Origin of the sequence: Lentzea sp. NPDC051838 (assembly GCF_040681245.1) — a bacterium.
GTDB lineage: Bacteria > Actinomycetota > Actinomycetes > Mycobacteriales > Pseudonocardiaceae > Lentzea.
Genome location: NZ_JBFAYI010000016.1, coordinates 163221 through 179324, shown reverse-complemented (window position 1 = coordinate 179324; position 16104 = coordinate 163221). Strand labels below are relative to the sequence as shown.

The 16104-nt window shown below is 68.6% G+C and carries 12 protein-coding genes; 4 read left to right on the top strand and 8 right to left on the bottom strand.

Annotated features, from left to right (window positions below; translation table 11 throughout):
- Positions 1-326 precede the first annotated feature (326 nt).
- Both AB0M24_RS29775 and AB0M24_RS29770 read right to left on the bottom strand, forming a co-directional pair.
- Complete coding sequence (locus tag AB0M24_RS29775) at positions 327-1400, bottom strand: MBL fold metallo-hydrolase (RefSeq protein ID WP_363775075.1); 1074 nt, start codon at positions 1398-1400, stop codon at positions 327-329.
- A gap of 121 nt (positions 1401-1521) precedes the next feature.
- Complete coding sequence (locus AB0M24_RS29770; protein ID WP_363775072.1) at positions 1522-4899, bottom strand: pyruvate carboxylase; 3378 nt, start codon at positions 4897-4899, stop codon at positions 1522-1524.
- A gap of 318 nt (positions 4900-5217) precedes the next feature.
- Between AB0M24_RS29770 and AB0M24_RS29765 the strand changes: the two genes are divergently transcribed.
- Positions 5218-6570, top strand: coding sequence for a hypothetical protein (locus AB0M24_RS29765; RefSeq protein ID WP_363775069.1), 1353 nt, complete (start codon positions 5218-5220; stop codon positions 6568-6570).
- A 388-nt stretch (positions 6571-6958) separates the two neighbouring features.
- Here AB0M24_RS29765 and recG read toward each other — a convergent pair whose 3' ends face one another.
- Together recG and AB0M24_RS29755 are read right to left on the bottom strand one after the other, a co-directional pair.
- Entirely contained in the window at positions 6959-9115 is a 2157-nt protein-coding gene (gene recG, locus AB0M24_RS29760; protein ID WP_363775066.1) for an ATP-dependent DNA helicase RecG, read from the bottom strand.
- A 14-nt stretch (positions 9116-9129) separates the two neighbouring features.
- The gene (locus AB0M24_RS29755; protein WP_363775063.1) at positions 9130-10740 is read right to left on the bottom strand and encodes a DAK2 domain-containing protein; all 1611 of its coding nucleotides are present in this window, start codon (positions 10738-10740) and stop codon (positions 9130-9132) included.
- A 148-nt stretch (positions 10741-10888) separates the two neighbouring features.
- Between AB0M24_RS29755 and rpmB the strand changes: the two genes are divergently transcribed.
- The 3 genes from rpmB to AB0M24_RS29740 all read left to right on the top strand — a co-directional run bounded on the left by rpmB (position 10889) and on the right by AB0M24_RS29740 (position 13229).
- Positions 10889-11080 carry a 50S ribosomal protein L28 gene (rpmB, locus tag AB0M24_RS29750; RefSeq protein ID WP_030467945.1) on the top strand — a complete coding sequence of 64 codons (192 nt, stop codon included), beginning with the start codon at positions 10889-10891 and terminating at the stop codon, positions 11078-11080.
- A gap of 143 nt (positions 11081-11223) precedes the next feature.
- Entirely contained in the window at positions 11224-12354 is a 1131-nt protein-coding gene (locus tag AB0M24_RS29745; protein ID WP_363775059.1) for a nucleotide disphospho-sugar-binding domain-containing protein, read from the top strand.
- Positions 12351-13229: an SDR family NAD(P)-dependent oxidoreductase gene (locus AB0M24_RS29740; protein WP_363775056.1), complete on the top strand. Its 879-nt coding sequence runs from the start codon at positions 12351-12353 to the stop codon at positions 13227-13229. The genes AB0M24_RS29745 and AB0M24_RS29740 overlap by 4 nt, the downstream gene beginning before the upstream one ends.
- Here the strand turns inward: AB0M24_RS29740 and AB0M24_RS29735 are convergent.
- From AB0M24_RS29735 to AB0M24_RS29720, 4 genes are read right to left on the bottom strand one after another with little or no spacing between them, the layout of a single operon-like run.
- The gene (locus AB0M24_RS29735) at positions 13172-14389 is read right to left on the bottom strand and encodes an MFS transporter (protein WP_363775053.1); all 1218 of its coding nucleotides are present in this window, start codon (positions 14387-14389) and stop codon (positions 13172-13174) included. The genes AB0M24_RS29740 and AB0M24_RS29735 overlap by 58 nt on opposite strands.
- 44 nt (positions 14390-14433) lie before the next feature.
- Positions 14434-15108, bottom strand: a complete 675-nt coding sequence (locus AB0M24_RS29730) for a uracil-DNA glycosylase (RefSeq protein ID WP_045310622.1) — start codon at positions 15106-15108, stop codon at positions 14434-14436.
- A 16-nt stretch (positions 15109-15124) separates the two neighbouring features.
- Positions 15125-15646, bottom strand: coding sequence for a gamma carbonic anhydrase family protein (locus AB0M24_RS29725; protein WP_363775049.1), 522 nt, complete (start codon positions 15644-15646; stop codon positions 15125-15127).
- A 10-nt stretch (positions 15647-15656) separates the two neighbouring features.
- Positions 15657-16067: a GNAT family N-acetyltransferase gene (locus tag AB0M24_RS29720; RefSeq protein WP_363775046.1), complete on the bottom strand. Its 411-nt coding sequence runs from the start codon at positions 16065-16067 to the stop codon at positions 15657-15659.
- Positions 16068-16104: the final 37 nt, after the last annotated feature.

The following is a 16104-nucleotide window of genomic DNA, read 5'->3' as shown; positions in this document are numbered from 1 at the left end:
CAAGTCGACACGCTTTTCGTCGACTTGACCCAACCCCTCTGGTGTGGCTCGCTCGGACGCGACTCGTGACGGGACCCACCCCACCACCGCAACCAAACTACGAAACCGGCAGCCGCCCAAAGCAACAGGCGTGCCATCAACCCGCGTATGGCGCTGGTGGGTCTTTGATCAGATTGGCGGGGTCTGGGGCAGAGCTCCCAGAAAGCAGCCGCCGGGAAACCTACGGGACGCGCCCACCTACGAACACGAAACCGCCAGCCGCCAACGCAACAGGGGGACGACCCACGGACAGACCGCGCCCGGCCGAAGGCCGGCCCCAAAAGCGATCAGGCGAGCCCCTGCCACCACCCGTCAACCTCCCCAGGAGCGTCAACATCAACCCGCTCCCCAGGCCGAGGCACAGCCAGCTTCATCCCCCGAGCCTTGACCTCACTCCAAACCCGATCCACCGGCTCAGTCCAAGCATGCAGCGCCAGGTTGAACGTCGCCCAGTGCACCGGAATCAGCAGCCCACCCCCAAGATCCTCAAACGCCTGCACCCCTTCCTCAGGCGTCATGTGGATGTCAGGCCATGCATCCCCATACGCACCAACCTGCATCAACACAACATCAAACGGCCCGTGCGCAGCCCCGATGGCCGAGTACCCGGGGAAGTACCCGGTGTCCCCGCTGTAGAACACCGAACGCGAACCGCGAGCAATCACCCACGAAGCCCACAACGTGACGTTCCGCTGCACCGACCGCCCAGAAAAGTGTTGCGCCGCAGTACAGGTCAACTCAAAACCGTCGACTGAACACGACTCGTCCCAGTCCAGCTCGACAATCCGATCCGACGGCACAGCCCACCGCCGCAGATGCGCCCCCAACCCCAACGGCACCACGAACACACAAGACGACGACGCGACCAACGCATCCACAGTCGCCATGTCCAGGTGGTCGTAGTGATCATGCGAGATCACCACAGCGCTGAGAGCGGGCAAATCCGACAACGAGTGCGGAACCGGATGCAGACGACGAGGCCCGAGGTGCGCGGACGGCGAGACCCTGTCACTCCACACAGGATCCAGCAGCACCGCGGCGCCGTCGATCTCGATCAACGCTGAAGCGTGCCCGTACCAGGTCACGTGCAGGCCGGACGACACCGGCGCGGCGGGCCCGACGAGCGGCACCGCGGAGGACGGCTTGCGGTTCTCGCCACCGAACAGGAAGTCGCGCGCGGAGAAGGAGTCGCGGTCTGGCACCGTGCGAACTTCCTTGTCGTTGTGGAACTTCCCGTCCCGGAAGCGCGGCGAGCGCGACATCTCCACCGGGTCCGGCTTGCCGCCGAGCTGCCGGGGCACGTCCCGCAACGCCCACGCCACGCCCGCCAGTCCGAGCAGGCCGGCCAACGCCTTCTTCATGATGCGATTCCCTCTCCCTGACCTGTGCCCGGTGCAACGCAGGAAATCGTCTGCGAGTTCCGCGCCGCCCGCACGACGAAGGGCCCGGCCGAAGCAGGCCGGGCCCTTCACCAGGACGAACTCACTCCAGGACGATCAGGAGGTCTCCGCCTTCGACCTGCTGGGCGCCGCGCAACGCCAGGCGCTGCACGCGGCCTGCCTTGGGCGCGGTGATCGCGGCCTCCATCTTCATGGCCTCGATCGTCGCGACGGTCTGACCGGCGTCGACGTGGTCGCCCTCGGCCACCGCCGCCGTCACCACGCCCGCGAACGGAGCCGCTACGTGGTTCTGGTTCGAGCGATCAGCCTTCTCCGCGGCCGGGATGTCGGCGGCCACCGAGCGGTCGCGGACCTGGATCGGCCGGAGCTGGCCGTTCAGGGTCGCCATGACCGTCCGCAGACCGCGGGCGTCGGCCTCGGAGATCGCCTCCAGACCGATCAGCAGCCGGACGCCCGGCTCCAGGTCGACGGAGTACTCCTCGCCGGGGCGCAGGCCGTAGAAGAAGTCCTTGGAGCGCAACACCGACGTGTCACCGTAGGCGTCGCGGTGCGCCAGGAACTCCTTCGTGGGCGCCGGGAACAGCAGCCGGTTCAACGTGGCGCGGCGGGCGTCGACGAGCCCTGCCTCGTCCTCCGGCGACAGCTCCTCGATCGGCTTCGGCGCCGGACGTCCTGCCAGTGCCTTCGAGCGGAACGGCTCCGGCCAGCCACCCGGCGGGTCGCCGAGCTCGCCGTGCAGGAAGCCGATCACCGACGCCGGGATGTCGAACTTGCCGGGGTCCTTCTCGAACTCGGCGGGCGAGACGCCCGCGCCCACGAGGTGCAGCGCGAGGTCGCCGACGACCTTGGACGACGGCGTCACCTTCACCAGGTGGCCGAGCATGCGGTCGGCGGCCGCGTACATGGACTCGATCTCCTCGAACTTCTCGCCCAGGCCCAGTGCGACGGCCTGGGTGCGCAGGTTCGAGAGCTGACCACCGGGGATCTCGTGGTGGTAGACGCGGCCGGTCGGGCCGGGGATGCCGGACTCGAACGGCGCGTAGATCTTGCGCACGGCCTCCCAGTACGGCTCGAGGTCGCACACGTTCTGCAGGTTCAGGCCCGTCGAGTGCTCGGTGTGGTCGGTGAGCGCCACGATCGACGACAGCGGCGGCTGCGACGTCGTGCCGGCCATCGACGCGGCGGCGCCGTCGATCGCGTCCACACCGGCCTGGATCGAGGCCAGGTAGGTGGCGAGCTGGCCGCCTGCGGTGTCGTGCGTGTGGAGGTGGACCGGGAGGTCGAACTCCTTGCGCAGAGCCGAGATCAGGCGAGCCGCGGCCGGTGCGCGCAGCAGACCGGCCATGTCCTTGACGGCCAGCACGTGCGCACCCGCGCCGACGATCTGCTCGGCCAGCTTGAGGTAGTAGTCCAGTGTGTACAGACGTTCGTCCGGATTGGACAGATCGCTGGTGTAGCAGAGCGCGACCTCGGCCACGGCCGTTCCGGTCTCGCGCACGGCCTCGATCGCCGGGCGCATCTGCTCGACGTCGTTCAGCGCGTCGAAGATCCGGAAGATGTCGATGCCGGTGTTCGTCGCCTCCTGCACGAACGCCTTGGTGACCGCCTCGGGGTACGGCGTGTAGCCGACCGTGTTGCGGCCGCGCAGCAGCATCTGCAGGTTGATGTTCGGCACGGCCTCGCGCAACGCCGCGAGCCGCTCCCACGGGTCCTCGGCGAGGAACCGCAGCGCCACGTCGTAGGTCGCGCCGCCCCAGCACTCCAACGAGAGCAGCTCGGGCGTCATGCGCGCTACGTGCGGCGCGACGGCGAGCAGGTCCTTGGTGCGTACTCGGGTCGCCAACAGCGACTGGTGCGCGTCGCGGAACGTCGTGTCCGTGACGCCGACCGCCTTGCTCTCCCGCATCCACCGCGCGAAACCCTCGGGACCGAGCTCGACCAGCTTCTGCTTGGAACCGGCGGGCGGTTCGGCATTCAGGTCGACGATCGGCAGCTTCTCGCGCGGGTCGACCGCGGTCGGGCGAGTGCCGTTCGGGTGGTTGACCGTGACGTCCGCGAGGTAGGTCAGCAGGCGCGTGCCGCGGTCAGCCGAATGGCGCGCGGTCAGCAGGTGCGGGCGCTTCTCGATGAACGACGTGGTGACGCGGCCCTCGTAGAAGTCCGGGTCGTCCAGAACCGCCTGCAGGAACGGGATGTTCGTGGAGACACCGCGGATGCGGAACTCCGCGATCGCCCGGCGCGCGCGGGCGACGGCGAGCGCGAAGTTGCGGCCGCGGCAGGTGAGCTTCACGAGCATCGAGTCGAAGTGCGCGCCGATCGCCATGCCCGCGCCGGCCGTGCCGCCGTCGAGACGGATGCCGGAACCACCGGGCGAGCGGTAGGCGCTGATCATGCCGGTGTCCGGGCGGAACCCGTTGGCCGGATCCTCCGTCGTGATGCGGCACTGCAGAGCGGCGCCGCGCAGCTGCACGGTGTCCTGCGACAGACCGAGGTCGTCGAGGGTCTCGCCGGACGCGATGCGCATCTGCGACTGCACGAGGTCGACGTCGGTCACTTCCTCCGTGACCGTGTGCTCGACCTGGATGCGCGGGTTCATCTCGATGAAGACGTAGTGGCCCTGCGGGTCGAGCAGGAACTCCACCGTGCCGGCGTTGCGATAACCGATGTGGCGCGCGAACTTCACGGCGTCGGCGCAGATGCGGTCGCGCAGCGCGGGGTCGAGGTTCGGCGCGGGCGCGATCTCGATGACCTTCTGGTGACGCCGCTGCACCGAGCAGTCGCGCTCGAACAGGTGGATCACGTTGCCCTGGCCGTCGGCGAGGATCTGCACCTCGATGTGGCGCGGCTCGACCACGGCCTGCTCGAGGAACACCGTCGGGTCGCCGAACGCCGACTCCGCTTCACGTGACGCCGCTTCGAGCGCCTCGCGCAACGCGGCCGGGTCGTCGACCTTGCGCATTCCTCGGCCGCCGCCACCGGCAACAGCCTTTACGAATACGGGGAAACGCATGGACTTCGACGCCTCGAGCAGCTCGTCGATGTTCGACGAAGGCGCGCTCGACTCCAGCACCGGCAGTCCGGCCTCGCGGGCGGCGGCGATGGCGCGCGCCTTGTTGCCCGTCAGCTCCAGCACCTCGGCGATGGGGCCGATGAACGTCAGACCGGCCTCGCGGCAGGCCATCGCGAGCTCCGGATTCTCCGACAGGAAGCCGTATCCGGGGTAGATCGCGTCAGCGCCGGCCTTGCGGGCGGCCTTGATGATCTCGTCGACGGAGAGGTAGGCGCGGACGGGATGCCCGGGCTCACCGATCTCGTACGACTCGTCCGCCTTCAACCGGTGCAGCGAGTTTCGGTCCTCGTGAGGGAAAACGGCGACCGTTCCCGCGCCCAGTTCGTAGGCGGCTCGGAACGCGCGAATCGCGATCTCGCCGCGGTTGGCGACAAGAACCTTGCGGAACATCCGTAGCCCTCCCGGGTGTTGCTCGGCGGTCAGTTCGGGCACGTTACCGTGCGACTCTTGCCTGTTGGGAGGACTGTCTCACGTGATGGGTGTCATCCTGATCGGTCCCGCTCGTGATAATTCTCGCCGTTTGGGCGCTGGTGGGACACCCACCACCCAGTCAGACTCCATCCGGTAGTGGGATTAACCAGATCGAGTGACGATCTTGGAAGCCATCTCGGTAGGGTGAGCCATATGGCCGGGGCTGATGGAGCCGGGCAGCCTACTGCCCGCACACCGCATTTCGACGTTGTCCTCCGTGGTTACAACCAGCGACAGGTGAACGAGAGAGTCACTCGCCTGGAGTTTGACCTCAAGAACTCGAACCGGGCTCGTGACGCCGCCGCCGCGCAGGTGGGAGAGCTCACGAAGCTGCTCAACTCGATGCGCGCCGATCTCGACAAGACCAAGATGCAGCTCCAGAACCTGGCCAACAGTCCCGTGAGCGCGTCGAACGTCACCGAGCGTGTCCGGGTGATGATGTCGCTGGCCGAGGAAGAGATCGCGGACATCCGCAAGGACGCCCTCGACAAGGCCGCCGCCACGCGCGGCGAGGCCGAGAAGTGGGCGACCGAGCAGCGCGAGAACCACAACCGCCTGCTCGCCGAGACCGAGGCCCGCCGCAAGCAGCTGGAAGTGAACCACCAGCAGCGCACGGCCGAGCTCGACCAGCAGTTCGCCGGCCGCAAGTCCGCGCTGGAAGCCGAGCACGAGGCGTTGCGCGCACGCTTGGCGTCGGAGCACGAGGCCCTGGTCGCGTCGGTGCGCGCGGACGGCGAGCGGGTGGCCGCCGAGTTCGAGAAGAAGTCCGCGGACCTCGACGCCCACCGCGTGGAGCTCGACGCCAAGTACAAGGCGTACCACGACGAGCTCGACAAGGAGTACGACGGCCTCAAGGCGACGCTGGCCGCCGAGCACAAGAAGGTGCTCGCGGACGCTCAGGCCGAGGCCGAGCGGATCGCCGCCGAGTCCGAGGTGACGCGGGTCGAGGCGCTCACGAAGCTCGACGAGGCGCTGGCGCTCAAGCAGGCCGAGGCCGAGAAGGCGCTGGGCGAGCTCGAGGCCGAGTCGCTGGCGCGCGCCGAGAAGGCCGTTTCCGATGCTTCCGCGCAGGCTGTCGCCCTGGTCAGCGCGGCGGAGGAGAAGGCGGCCACGGTCACGCGCGAGGCCGACGAGAAGGCTTCTTCTGCTGTCGCGGAGGCCACGCAGACGGCGGCGACGACGTTGCGCGAGGCCGACGAGAAGGCCACGACGCTGGTGCGCGACGCCGAGGAGAAGGCAGCCACGACCGTGCGCGACGCCGACGAGCGTGCCGCGACCACCGTGCGCGAGGCCGACTCCAAGGCCACCACGCTGGTGCGCGACGCCGAGTCCCGCACGTCGACCCTGGTGCGTGAGGCCGAGGAGAAGACGGCGGCCTCGGTGGCGCTGTCCGACCAGCGCGCGGCAGCGGCGGCAGACAGGGAGGCGTCGCTGCGGTCGGCGCACGACAACCTCGCCACGCAGTTCCACGCCGCGCAGGCAGCGGTCGAGGCGGCGATGTCGGTGCTGAAGCCGCTGGAGAACGGTGACGGAGGCGACGAGCCCGGCGATCCGAAGACCGAGCAGTTCCCGACGCCGCGCCAGAACTAGTGCCGTAACCGGCAGCCTTTGCCCCGTATTTCGGTGTCCAGACGGGTGCATCGCGGTGCCGGCCCCGCGTCCTCATCCTGGTTGGCTGTGGTCGTGGGGCCGGTGCCGCGAGGCGCCCTGCTGGGCGCCGGAAGACGCGGCGAAGGTTGCCGGTTACGGCACTAGGTTCGGACGCCTGCCCGGGGTGTGCGTTCGGGCAGATGTCGGTGGTTCGAAGGCCCCTGTACCGAAATCGGTATGGGGGCCTTTCTCACGAGCTGGGGTTGCGGCACGCCGATCGAACGGGATGCGGGGCCCGTTCACGCGAGCCGGGCCTGCGGCTCGACTGGTGATGGGTGAGGGACGCCCTTGTGGCGCGGGTCGAGACCGCGTGGTGCGGCGATGGGGGCTAGGCCTTCTCCAGGAAGTCGGCCCTCTCCGCCGTCAGCAGCGTCGCCACCATGCCCGCGAGGCCTGGGTGCTTCTCCAGGTCCGGATCCGCGTCCACGAACCCCTGAGCCGCCACCCGCGCGTCCGCGATGATGTCCTCGTCGCGCAACAACGACAGCATCTTCAGGGCCGAGCGGCGGCCTGACTGGGCGGCGCCGAGGATGTCGCCCTCGCGGCGCAGTTCGAGGTCGAGCTGGGCCAGCTCGAAACCGTCCAGAGTGGACTCCACGGCACGGAGACGTTCCATCGTGGCCGTCATCTCCGGCATCTCGGTGACCAGCAGGCACAACCCCGGTGCCGAACCACGGCCCACGCGGCCGCGGAGCTGGTGGAGCTGCGAGACGCCGAAGCGGTCGGCGTCCATGATCGCCATGACGGTGGCGTTCGGGACGTTGACGCCCACCTCGATGACGGTGGTGGCGACCAGCACCTGGACCTGGTTGGCGGAGAAGGCGCGCATCACGGCGTCCTTCTCGTCGGGCGGCATGCGGCCGTGCAGGATCTCCACGCGCAGGCCGCGCAGAGGGCCCTGGACGAGCATGTTCGCCACGTCGATCACCGACAGGGCCGGGCGCTTGTCCTCGTCGTCGGTCTTCGCGGGCTCCTCGTCGCCGATGCGCGGGCACACGAAGTACGCCTGGTGGCCCGCCGACACCTCCTCGCGCACGCGGGCGAAGGCGCGGTCCAGCCACGCCGGCTTCTCGCGCACCGGGACGACCGAGGTCTTGATCGGCGAGCGGCCACCCGGCAGTTCGCGGAGAGCCGACACCTCCAGGTCGCCGTAGACCGTCATGGCCACGGTGCGCGGGATCGGCGTCGCGGTCATCACCAGGACGTGCGGGTTCTCCCGCTCACCGCGCGCCGACAGGGCGGCTCGTTGCTCGACGCCGAAGCGATGTTGTTCGTCGACAACGACCAAACCAAGAGAGTGGAACTCGACCTTCTCCTGGATGATCGCGTGCGTGCCGACGACGATGCCCGCCTCGCCGGTCACGATGTCGAGCAACGCCTGGCGCCGCTGGGCCGTGTTCATCGAGCCCGTCAGCAACGTCACGCGCGTCGCGTCCTCCGCGCCGCCGAGCTGGCCCGCTTGGGCGAGGTCGCCGAGCATCTCGGTCAGCGAGCGAGCGTGTTGTGCCGCAAGGACTTCCGTGGGCGCGAGCATGGCGGCCTGACGACCGGCGTCGACGGCCTGCAGCATGGCTCGCAACGCGACCATCGTCTTGCCGCTACCCACTTCGCCTTGCAGCAGGCGGTTCATCGGCACGACCGAAGCCAGGTCCGAGGAGATCTGCTCGCCCACCGAGACCTGACCCGCCGTCAGCGTGAACGGCAGCCGTTCGTCGAAAGCGTCCAGGATTCCGCCGGACCGGCGCACGCACGAAGGAGCGGGACGAGCGCGGGAAGCCTTGCGGCGCTGGGCCAGCGTCAGCTGAACGGCAAGAGCCTCGTCCCACTTCAGCCGTTGCTGGGCCACCGCGATCTGCGGCCAGCTGTCCGGCCGGTGGATCGCCCGCAGTGCCTCCTCCAGGCCGATCAGGCCGTGCTCGGTGCGGAACTCGGCCGGCAGCGGGTCCTCAGGTACGCCGTCCCACATCTCCAGCAGCTGCTTGACGCAGTTGGCGATGTTCCACGTGTTGATGTGCTGCGAGGCCGGGTAGACGGGCAGGAACGTCTGCAGGAACGACGATCCGTCCTGCTCCGGGGTGAGGATCTCGAACGCCGGGTGCACCAGCTGCAGGTTCTTCTTGTAGCGGCCGACCTTGCCCGCGAACAACGCGCGGGTGCCGGGCAGCAGCTCTTTCTCCGCCACGAAGGCGACCTTGCCGAAGAACACCAGGTGCAGCTCGGAGGTGCCGTCGGTGATCACGGCCTCGGTGAGCGAGCCGCGGCGCGAGGCCATGTTCCGCTTGGTGCACTTGCGGACCTCGGCCTGGACCGTGACGTGCTCGTCGATTTCCAGGGACCTGATGTCGGTCAGCTTCCCGCGCTCGTCGTAGCGGCGCGGGTAGTGGCGCAGCAGGTCACCGACCGTCGTGAGGCCGAGGCCGGTCTCCAGTGCGTCGGCGGACTTCTTGCCGAGCAACGGCTGCAGCTTGTCGTCGAAGGAGATCATCGCGTCCCATTCAACTACTCGACACCGACAAAAATGACAGCGTCGGGCTGGCCACCCGGATAAGCCGTCACCTCGACCTCCGGATGGGTCACCCGGAGGTGGTCCTCCAGCACGTCGACCAGGCCCTCGGGAGCGTCGGCGCCGAGGATCACCGTCACCAGCTCACCGCCGCCGGTCAGCATGCGGTCGACCAGGCGGCACGACAGGTCCAGCAACGACTCGGCCGAGGCGGGACCGGGCTCGATCAGCACGACCTCGCCGTCCAGCATGCCCAGCAGGTCGCCAGGCTGGCAGCGGCCCACCCAGGTCAACGCCTCGTCGGCGGCGATCGCGAGCTCTCCACGGCGCGTGGCAGCAGCAGCCTCGGCCATGGCGACAACGTCGTCACCGGCACGCCTTGAGGAGTCGTGCACCGCCAACGCCGCGAGAGCCTGCACGGGCGAGAACGTCGGCACCACCACCACGTCCTGCCCCGCGGCCTGTGCGTACGCCACGGCCTCATCAAGGGCCTCGCGGATGTCCGGATCACCCGGCAGAACGGCGACGTGACGCGCGCGCGTCGACACGATGGCGGACAACAGGTCCGTGGGCGTCGCAAAGGAAGTGGCGAGGTCGAACACCGTGGCGCCCTCTGCGCGGAACAGGTCCACCGCGCCGCTCACCACCACCACGATCGACCGGTCGCGCACGAACCGGGAAGCCTGCGCGGCGATCTGGTCGGCGAACCGGGCCACCGTGATCCGGTGCGGACGCCCAGCGCGCACACCGGCCTCGATGGCCGCGCCGATGTCGTTGCAGTGCACGTGCACGGTCCACAGCGAGGCGCCGTCGCCGACGACCGACACGCAGTCGCCGAGCAGGTTCAGCGAGGCCTTCAGTTCGAGAACTGCCGATTCCGAGGTGTCGTCGAGCAGGTACATGACCTCGTACTCGAACTCCGACGACCCGCTCTCGCGCTCGGTCGTCAGCGACTCAGGAGTGCGCGGCAGCAACGGCGCGTCCATCGGGGTTTCCACGGTCTGACCGGTGATCACCGCGGCCAGTGTGTCCAACAACACAACAAGGCCCCGGCCACCCGCGTCGACCACTCCGGCCTTCGCCAGCACGGCGAGCTGCCGAGGCGTGTCGGCCAACGCGGCAGCCCCCGCGCGTGAGGCCGCCATCACCACCTCGTCGAGCTCGTCCGACGGGCAGTCCCGTGCGGCCTCCGCAGCAGCGTGCAGCACTGACAGGACCGTGCCCTGCACCGGCTTGGACACTGCGGCGGTGGCCAGTTCGTCGGACCGTTGCAGGCCCTTGCGCAACGCCGACCCGGTGACGAGAGAGACCTCCTGCACGGTCTCCGCGAGGCCCCTGAGCACCTGAGACAGGATCACGCCGGAGTTCCCGCGCGCCCCGGCGAGCGCGCCACGGGCCAACGCGGACAGCGCGTCGCCTACCGTGGAGATGGGCGAGCGCAGCAGCGCGTCCAGCGCCGACTGCATCGTGTGCAGCAGGTTCGTACCTGTGTCACCGTCGGGCACCGGGAAGACGTTGATCTGGTCGATCGACTCCCGGTTGGCGTCCAGCGACCGCACGCACGCGTCCGCCCATCTGCGCACCGCGACCGCATCCATGACCTGCATGGCGGCGAGGGTATCCACCCGGTTTGGTCGCGGGTGAGGCCACCGGCTACCCTGATTGGGTTGCCGTGCCCGGTTGAGGCTTGTGCACGCTTGCGCGCCCACCGGGACGCGAGACTCACCGCTTGAGGAACCTGAAGGAGTGGCTGACGTGGCTGCCGTGTGCGACGTCTGTGGCAAGGGGCCGGGCTTCGGCCATTCGGTTTCGCACTCCCAGCGGAAGACGAACCGCCGCTGGAACCCGAACATCCAGTCTGTGCGCGCGAAGGTCTCGGCCTCGCAGCGCCAGCGCATCAACGTGTGCACCTCGTGCCTCAAGGCCGGCAAGGTCGTGCGCGGCTGATAACGCCACAGCGAAACCCCAGATGAGCCCGGCTTCGGCCGGGCTTTTCTGCTTTTCGGCGATAAAACCCATTCAAGACATGTAGTTGACTCGCCAATCAAGACGATGTTGAAACGATCCCGAGCTTTCTTTACGTTGGGAACGTGCGAGTCCTCGTGACGAGTTGTCCGGGCTATGGGCATCTGTATCCGCTTATTCCACTCAGCTGGGCGTTGAGCAACGCCGGGCACGACGTGCTGCTCGCGTTGCCCGACCGGTTCGCGCAGGTGGGAGCAGCCACGGGACTGCCGGCCACGTCGGTGGGCAAGGTGTCCATTCGGGAAGTCTTCGGGACCGCGAATCACGCGCTTTATTCCGGAAATGTGACAGAGGCTCTGATCGAGCACGTCACCGAGCACTACGCGAAAATCGCCCATTTCACAGTCCGGAACGTCATCGATCTGGCCGAGAGATGGCGACCGGATGCCGTAATGCACACGCCGTGGGAGTACGCGGGGCCGATCGCCGCCGCACGACTCGGCGTCCCGCTCGTCCACCACACCTGGGGCGTCGCCCTGCCGCCGGAACTGGCGCCCGCCGAGGCCGAGACGCTCGCCCCGGTTCATCTCGAGCACGGTTTCCCGGACGACCCGGCGCTCGAGGTCGACGTCTGCCCGCCCGCGCTGCAGTACCCGGACGCGAAGCCGGGTCTGCCGATGGCCTACACCGCCTACAACGGCTCGGGCGTGCTGCCGTCGTGGCTGTTCGAGCCGCGCAGCAGGCCGAGGATCTGCGTGACGCTCGGCAGCGTGCCTGTTCCGGGAGGCGAACACGACCGTGTGTTGCGCACGGTTCTCGTGGCGCTCGCCACGATCCACGCCGAGGTCCTGGTGATCACCGGCGGCGGGGCGCTCGATCCGGGCGCACTTCCGGCGAACGCACGAGCCGTGGACTGGCTACCGCTCAACCAGGTGCTCAAGACGTGTGACGCCGTGGTCCACCACGGCGGCTCGGGCACGACCATGACCTCGCTGCACGCGGGCCTGCCACAGCTCGCGTTGCCGCAGATGTGCGACCAGCACCGCCACGCCGACCGCGCGGAAGCCGTCGGCGCCGCCGCCAAGCTCATCGGAGACGACATCACCGCGGAGTCCGTCCGCGACCACGTGCGAAGGCTGCTGGACGACCCGGCACCGCGCGTGGCCGCGGAGAAGGTCCGCGACGAGATGCGGGCACTGCCGCCACCCGCCGCCGTCGCCTCCTCCCTCATCGCCCTAGTGGAGGCACAGTCGTGAAAACAGTCGTGGTGACCGGCGCGGGCGGCTTCATCGGCTCGCACGTGGTGGAGACCCTGCTGGGCACCGACACCCGCGTGATCGCCTTGTACCGCACGGATCCGCCGAAGTTCACCGCGCCGAACCTGCAGACGTTCCCGCTGGACCTGCGCGACGAGAACGAGCTGCGCGCGGTGCTGCGGTACGCGGCTCCCGACGTCCACACGGTGATCCACACGGCGGCGATGGACGGCAACGCGGCGTTCAAGCGCGACAACACCGCCGAGATCTTCGACACCAACCTGCGCATCGGGTCGAACGTGCTGAACTGCGCGCGCGACGCGGAGGTCGAGAACGTCGTCCTCGTGAGTTCCGCCGAGGCGTCCGTGGAGTCGGACAACGGTTACGCGCTCTCGAAGTCCGTCGTGGAGCTGCTGGCGGAGCAGTACCGCAAGCAGTACGGCATGCGGATCCTGCTGCCGCGGCCGTCGAACGTCTACGGCCCGCGCGACAAGCTCGACAGGGTGATCCCGGCGATGATCACCAGGATCACCTCCGGCGAGGACGTCGAGATCTGGGGCGACGGCTCGCAGACGAGGTCGTTCGTGCACGTCCGCGACGTCGTGGCGGCGATTCTGCAGATGGTCGACCACGACACCGACGTCATGACGGTCGCCACCAGGGAGACGATCTCGATCCTCGACCTGGCCCGGACTCTCTGTGCGCTGCTGGAAGTGCCCGAACGCGTCAGGCTCGACCTCACCAAACCGACCGGCGCTCCCCCACGAGCCTTCGACACCACCCGGATGTACGAGCTGGTGACGCCACGGCCGTTGCGTCAGGGACTCGGCGAAACCGTGTCCTGGTACCGGTCGACGCTGCCGCTGGCAGCCTGACGAGGCAGGGCGCGCAGCACGAACACCAGGCACACCACGCCGGCCAGCACCGCACCGGTGCCGCCGATCGCGAACACCACCCGCGGCCCCACGAACAGCAGCAACACCCCCGCCGCGGCGGTGCCGAGCAGGTTCGCGCCCGTCACCGTCGAGCTGACGGCCGCGAACACCCGGCCGCGCATCTCGTCGGGCGTCCGCTGCCGCACGAGAGCGTTCATGGCCACGTTGTCGACGCCGTTGGAGATGCCGCCGAGGAACCACCCGGTCCCGGCGGCCACGACGTAGGGCAACGCGGCCGGGATCAGCACCGCGACGCCCGTGCTGATCCCGGTGAGGGCGAGCGCGACGGCCAGCTGCGCATCGGTCCTCAGCCGGGCGGCGACCCAGTTGCCGACCGGTATGCCGACCATCCAGCACGCCTGCATCGCGCCCAGCAGGAACTCGTCTCCGTGCAGCACGAACCGCACGAACGCGGGATCCGCCACGTTGATCACGACGACGGCACCGACGATGCACGCCAGCCCGGTCATCGGGGCGAGCAGCAGCAGGTCACCCCTGAGGTGCCGGATGCCGGCCAGGGCACTGGGGCGTCGCTCGTGCTCACCGGAGGGCCTGCGTTCCGACTTCACGAACGCCAGCAGCGCCGCGTAGACGACGAACGTGGCGCCGTCGATCAGCATCGCGGCGGGGTAGCCGAAGATCCCGGCGAGCAACGCGCCACCGGTACCACCGGCGATGCTGCCGATGCTGCGAGCGGTGCCGACCATCGCGTAGCCCCGTGTGGACTCCTCCTCGCCCGCGAGGTGCGGCACGAGCGCGGACGTGGCGGGCACGGCGACCGCCAGACCGCAGCCAGAGACGAACACCAGCGCCACGACCAGCAACGGAGTGCTCATCAGCGGCGCGATGGACGCGATCGCGGCGCCCTGGACCAGCAACGCGGTGATCAGCAGCCTGCGGTTGGGCAGCCGATCTACGAGCACGCCCGCGAGGGTCGTGCAGAGCACGAGCGGCAGCAGTTCGGCGACCAGGATCGCGGCCACCAGCAACGAGCTGATCGGCGTGGCCCAGAACAACAGAACCAGCAGCGTCAGCGAGTTGCCGAACTGCGACACCCCCGCGCCGGCAGCCAGCAGTGAAAGATCGCGATTCCCCCGCATGTTCCTCGACGCTAGTCAGAAAACATGCGGGGGCAATCGAAAAACTACGGAAGTTTCCAGTCGACGGGTTCCGCGCCCTGCTTCTCCAGCAGTTCGTTGGCGCGGCTGAACGGCTTCGAGCCGAAGAAGCCCGCGTGCGCCGACAGCGGCGACGGGTGCGCGGACTCGATGGCGGGCAACGGTTCCAACAGCGGGCGCAGGTTGCGCGCGTTGCGGCCCCACAGAATGGAGACCAGTGGTGCGTCACGCGCGGCGAGCGCCTTGATCGCCTGCTCCGTCACGGCCTCCCAGCCCTTGCCCTGGTGGGAGTTCGCCTTGCCCGGCTGCACGGTCAGCGCCCTGTTGAGCAGCAGCACACCGCGCTCGGACCACGGGGTCAGATCACCGTTGGAGGGCAGCGGGTGACCGAGGTCCTCCGCGTACTCCTTGTAGATGTTGACCAGCGACTTCGGGATCGGCCGCACGTCGGGCGCCACGGAGAACGACAGGCCGACCGCGTGGCCGGGCGTCGGGTACGGGTCCTGTCCGACGATCAGCACCTTCACCTGGTGGAACGGCTGCTTGAACGCACGCAGCACGTTCTCGCCCGCGGGGAGGTAGGTGCGGCCGGCGGCGACCTCCGCGCGCAGGAACTCACCCATGGCGGCGATCTGGTCAGCAACGGGGGCGAGAGCTTCAGCCCAACCGGCTTCGACAACTTCGTTGAGGGGACGAGCCACGGCTGTGAACCCTATCTCAGTCGAGGCGGCGCAGCTTCTCCCGGTACACACCGATGTTCTGCACATATTTCTCGACGATGAATGCCCAGGCTTGTTCTGGCACAACATATCCAGCACGCTCGCGAGCCGGAACTCCAAGAACCATCGTGCGTTCGCGGACGTGCCCGTCGAACGACACCACCGCGCCGGCGCCGACGATCGCACCCTTCTCGACGATGGAACCGTTGAGCACCACGGATCCTGACGCGATCAGGCAGTCGTCCGCGACCGTCGCGCCCTCGATGTGCACGTTGTGGCCGATGACGCACGACGACCCGATGTGCACCGGGTGGACCTCGGTGCAGTGGATCACCGTGCCGTCCTGGATCGACGTGCGCTCGTCGACGACGATGCGCCCGTAGTCGCCGCGCAGCACGGCTTGGGGCCACACCGACGAATGCGCGCCGATGCGCACGTCGCCGATCACGGTCGCATCCGGGTGCACGTACGCGTCCGGGTGGATCTGCGGCGTGTAGTCCCCCAACGCATAGATGGCCATGCGCCCGAACCTACAACGGCTTGCCGAAGCAGCGGCTCTCCGGGTGGTCGCGGTAGACGCCGAAGTTGTCGATCCGCTCGTAGCCGCTGGAGGTGTACAGCGAGATCGCCTCGGGCTGCCGGAGACCGGTTTCCAGCACCATCCGCGCCAGACCGGCCTCGCGCGCGGTCACTTCCAGGTGGGCGAGCACGAGCCGGGAGAGGCCCTGGCCGCGCGCGGCGTCGACCACGTACATCCGCTTGATCTCGGCGGCGCCCGCGAGCTCCTCGTTCACCCGCCACCCGCCGCACGCCACCGGCACCTCGTCGAGGTAGCCGATGACGAAGTACCCGAGTGGAGGAGCGAACTGCGCCGGGTCGACCGGCGTGACGTCGACGTCGCCGTAGCGCTCGACGTAGACCTGCTGGAGGTCGGCGATCATCTTGACCGAGTCTGGATGGTCATACGTCCGCGTGCAT

Coding starts and splice junctions, on each gene's coding strand:
- AB0M24_RS29775 (WP_363775075.1), bottom strand. CDS start 1,400: ATGAAGAAGGCGTTGGCCGGCCTGCTCGGACTGGCGGGCGTGGCGTGG.
- AB0M24_RS29770 (WP_363775072.1), bottom strand. CDS start 4,899: ATGTTCCGCAAGGTTCTTGTCGCCAACCGCGGCGAGATCGCGATTCGC.
- recG (WP_363775066.1), bottom strand. CDS start 9,115: ATGATCTCCTTCGACGACAAGCTGCAGCCGTTGCTCGGCAAGAAGTCC.
- AB0M24_RS29755 (WP_363775063.1), bottom strand. CDS start 10,740: ATGCAGGTCATGGATGCGGTCGCGGTGCGCAGATGGGCGGACGCGTGC.
- AB0M24_RS29735 (WP_363775053.1), bottom strand. CDS start 14,389: ATGCGGGGGAATCGCGATCTTTCACTGCTGGCTGCCGGCGCGGGGGTG.
- AB0M24_RS29725 (WP_363775049.1), bottom strand. CDS start 15,646: ATGGCCATCTATGCGTTGGGGGACTACACGCCGCAGATCCACCCGGAC.
- AB0M24_RS29720 (WP_363775046.1), bottom strand. CDS start 16,067: ATGATCGCCGACCTCCAGCAGGTCTACGTCGAGCGCTACGGCGACGTC.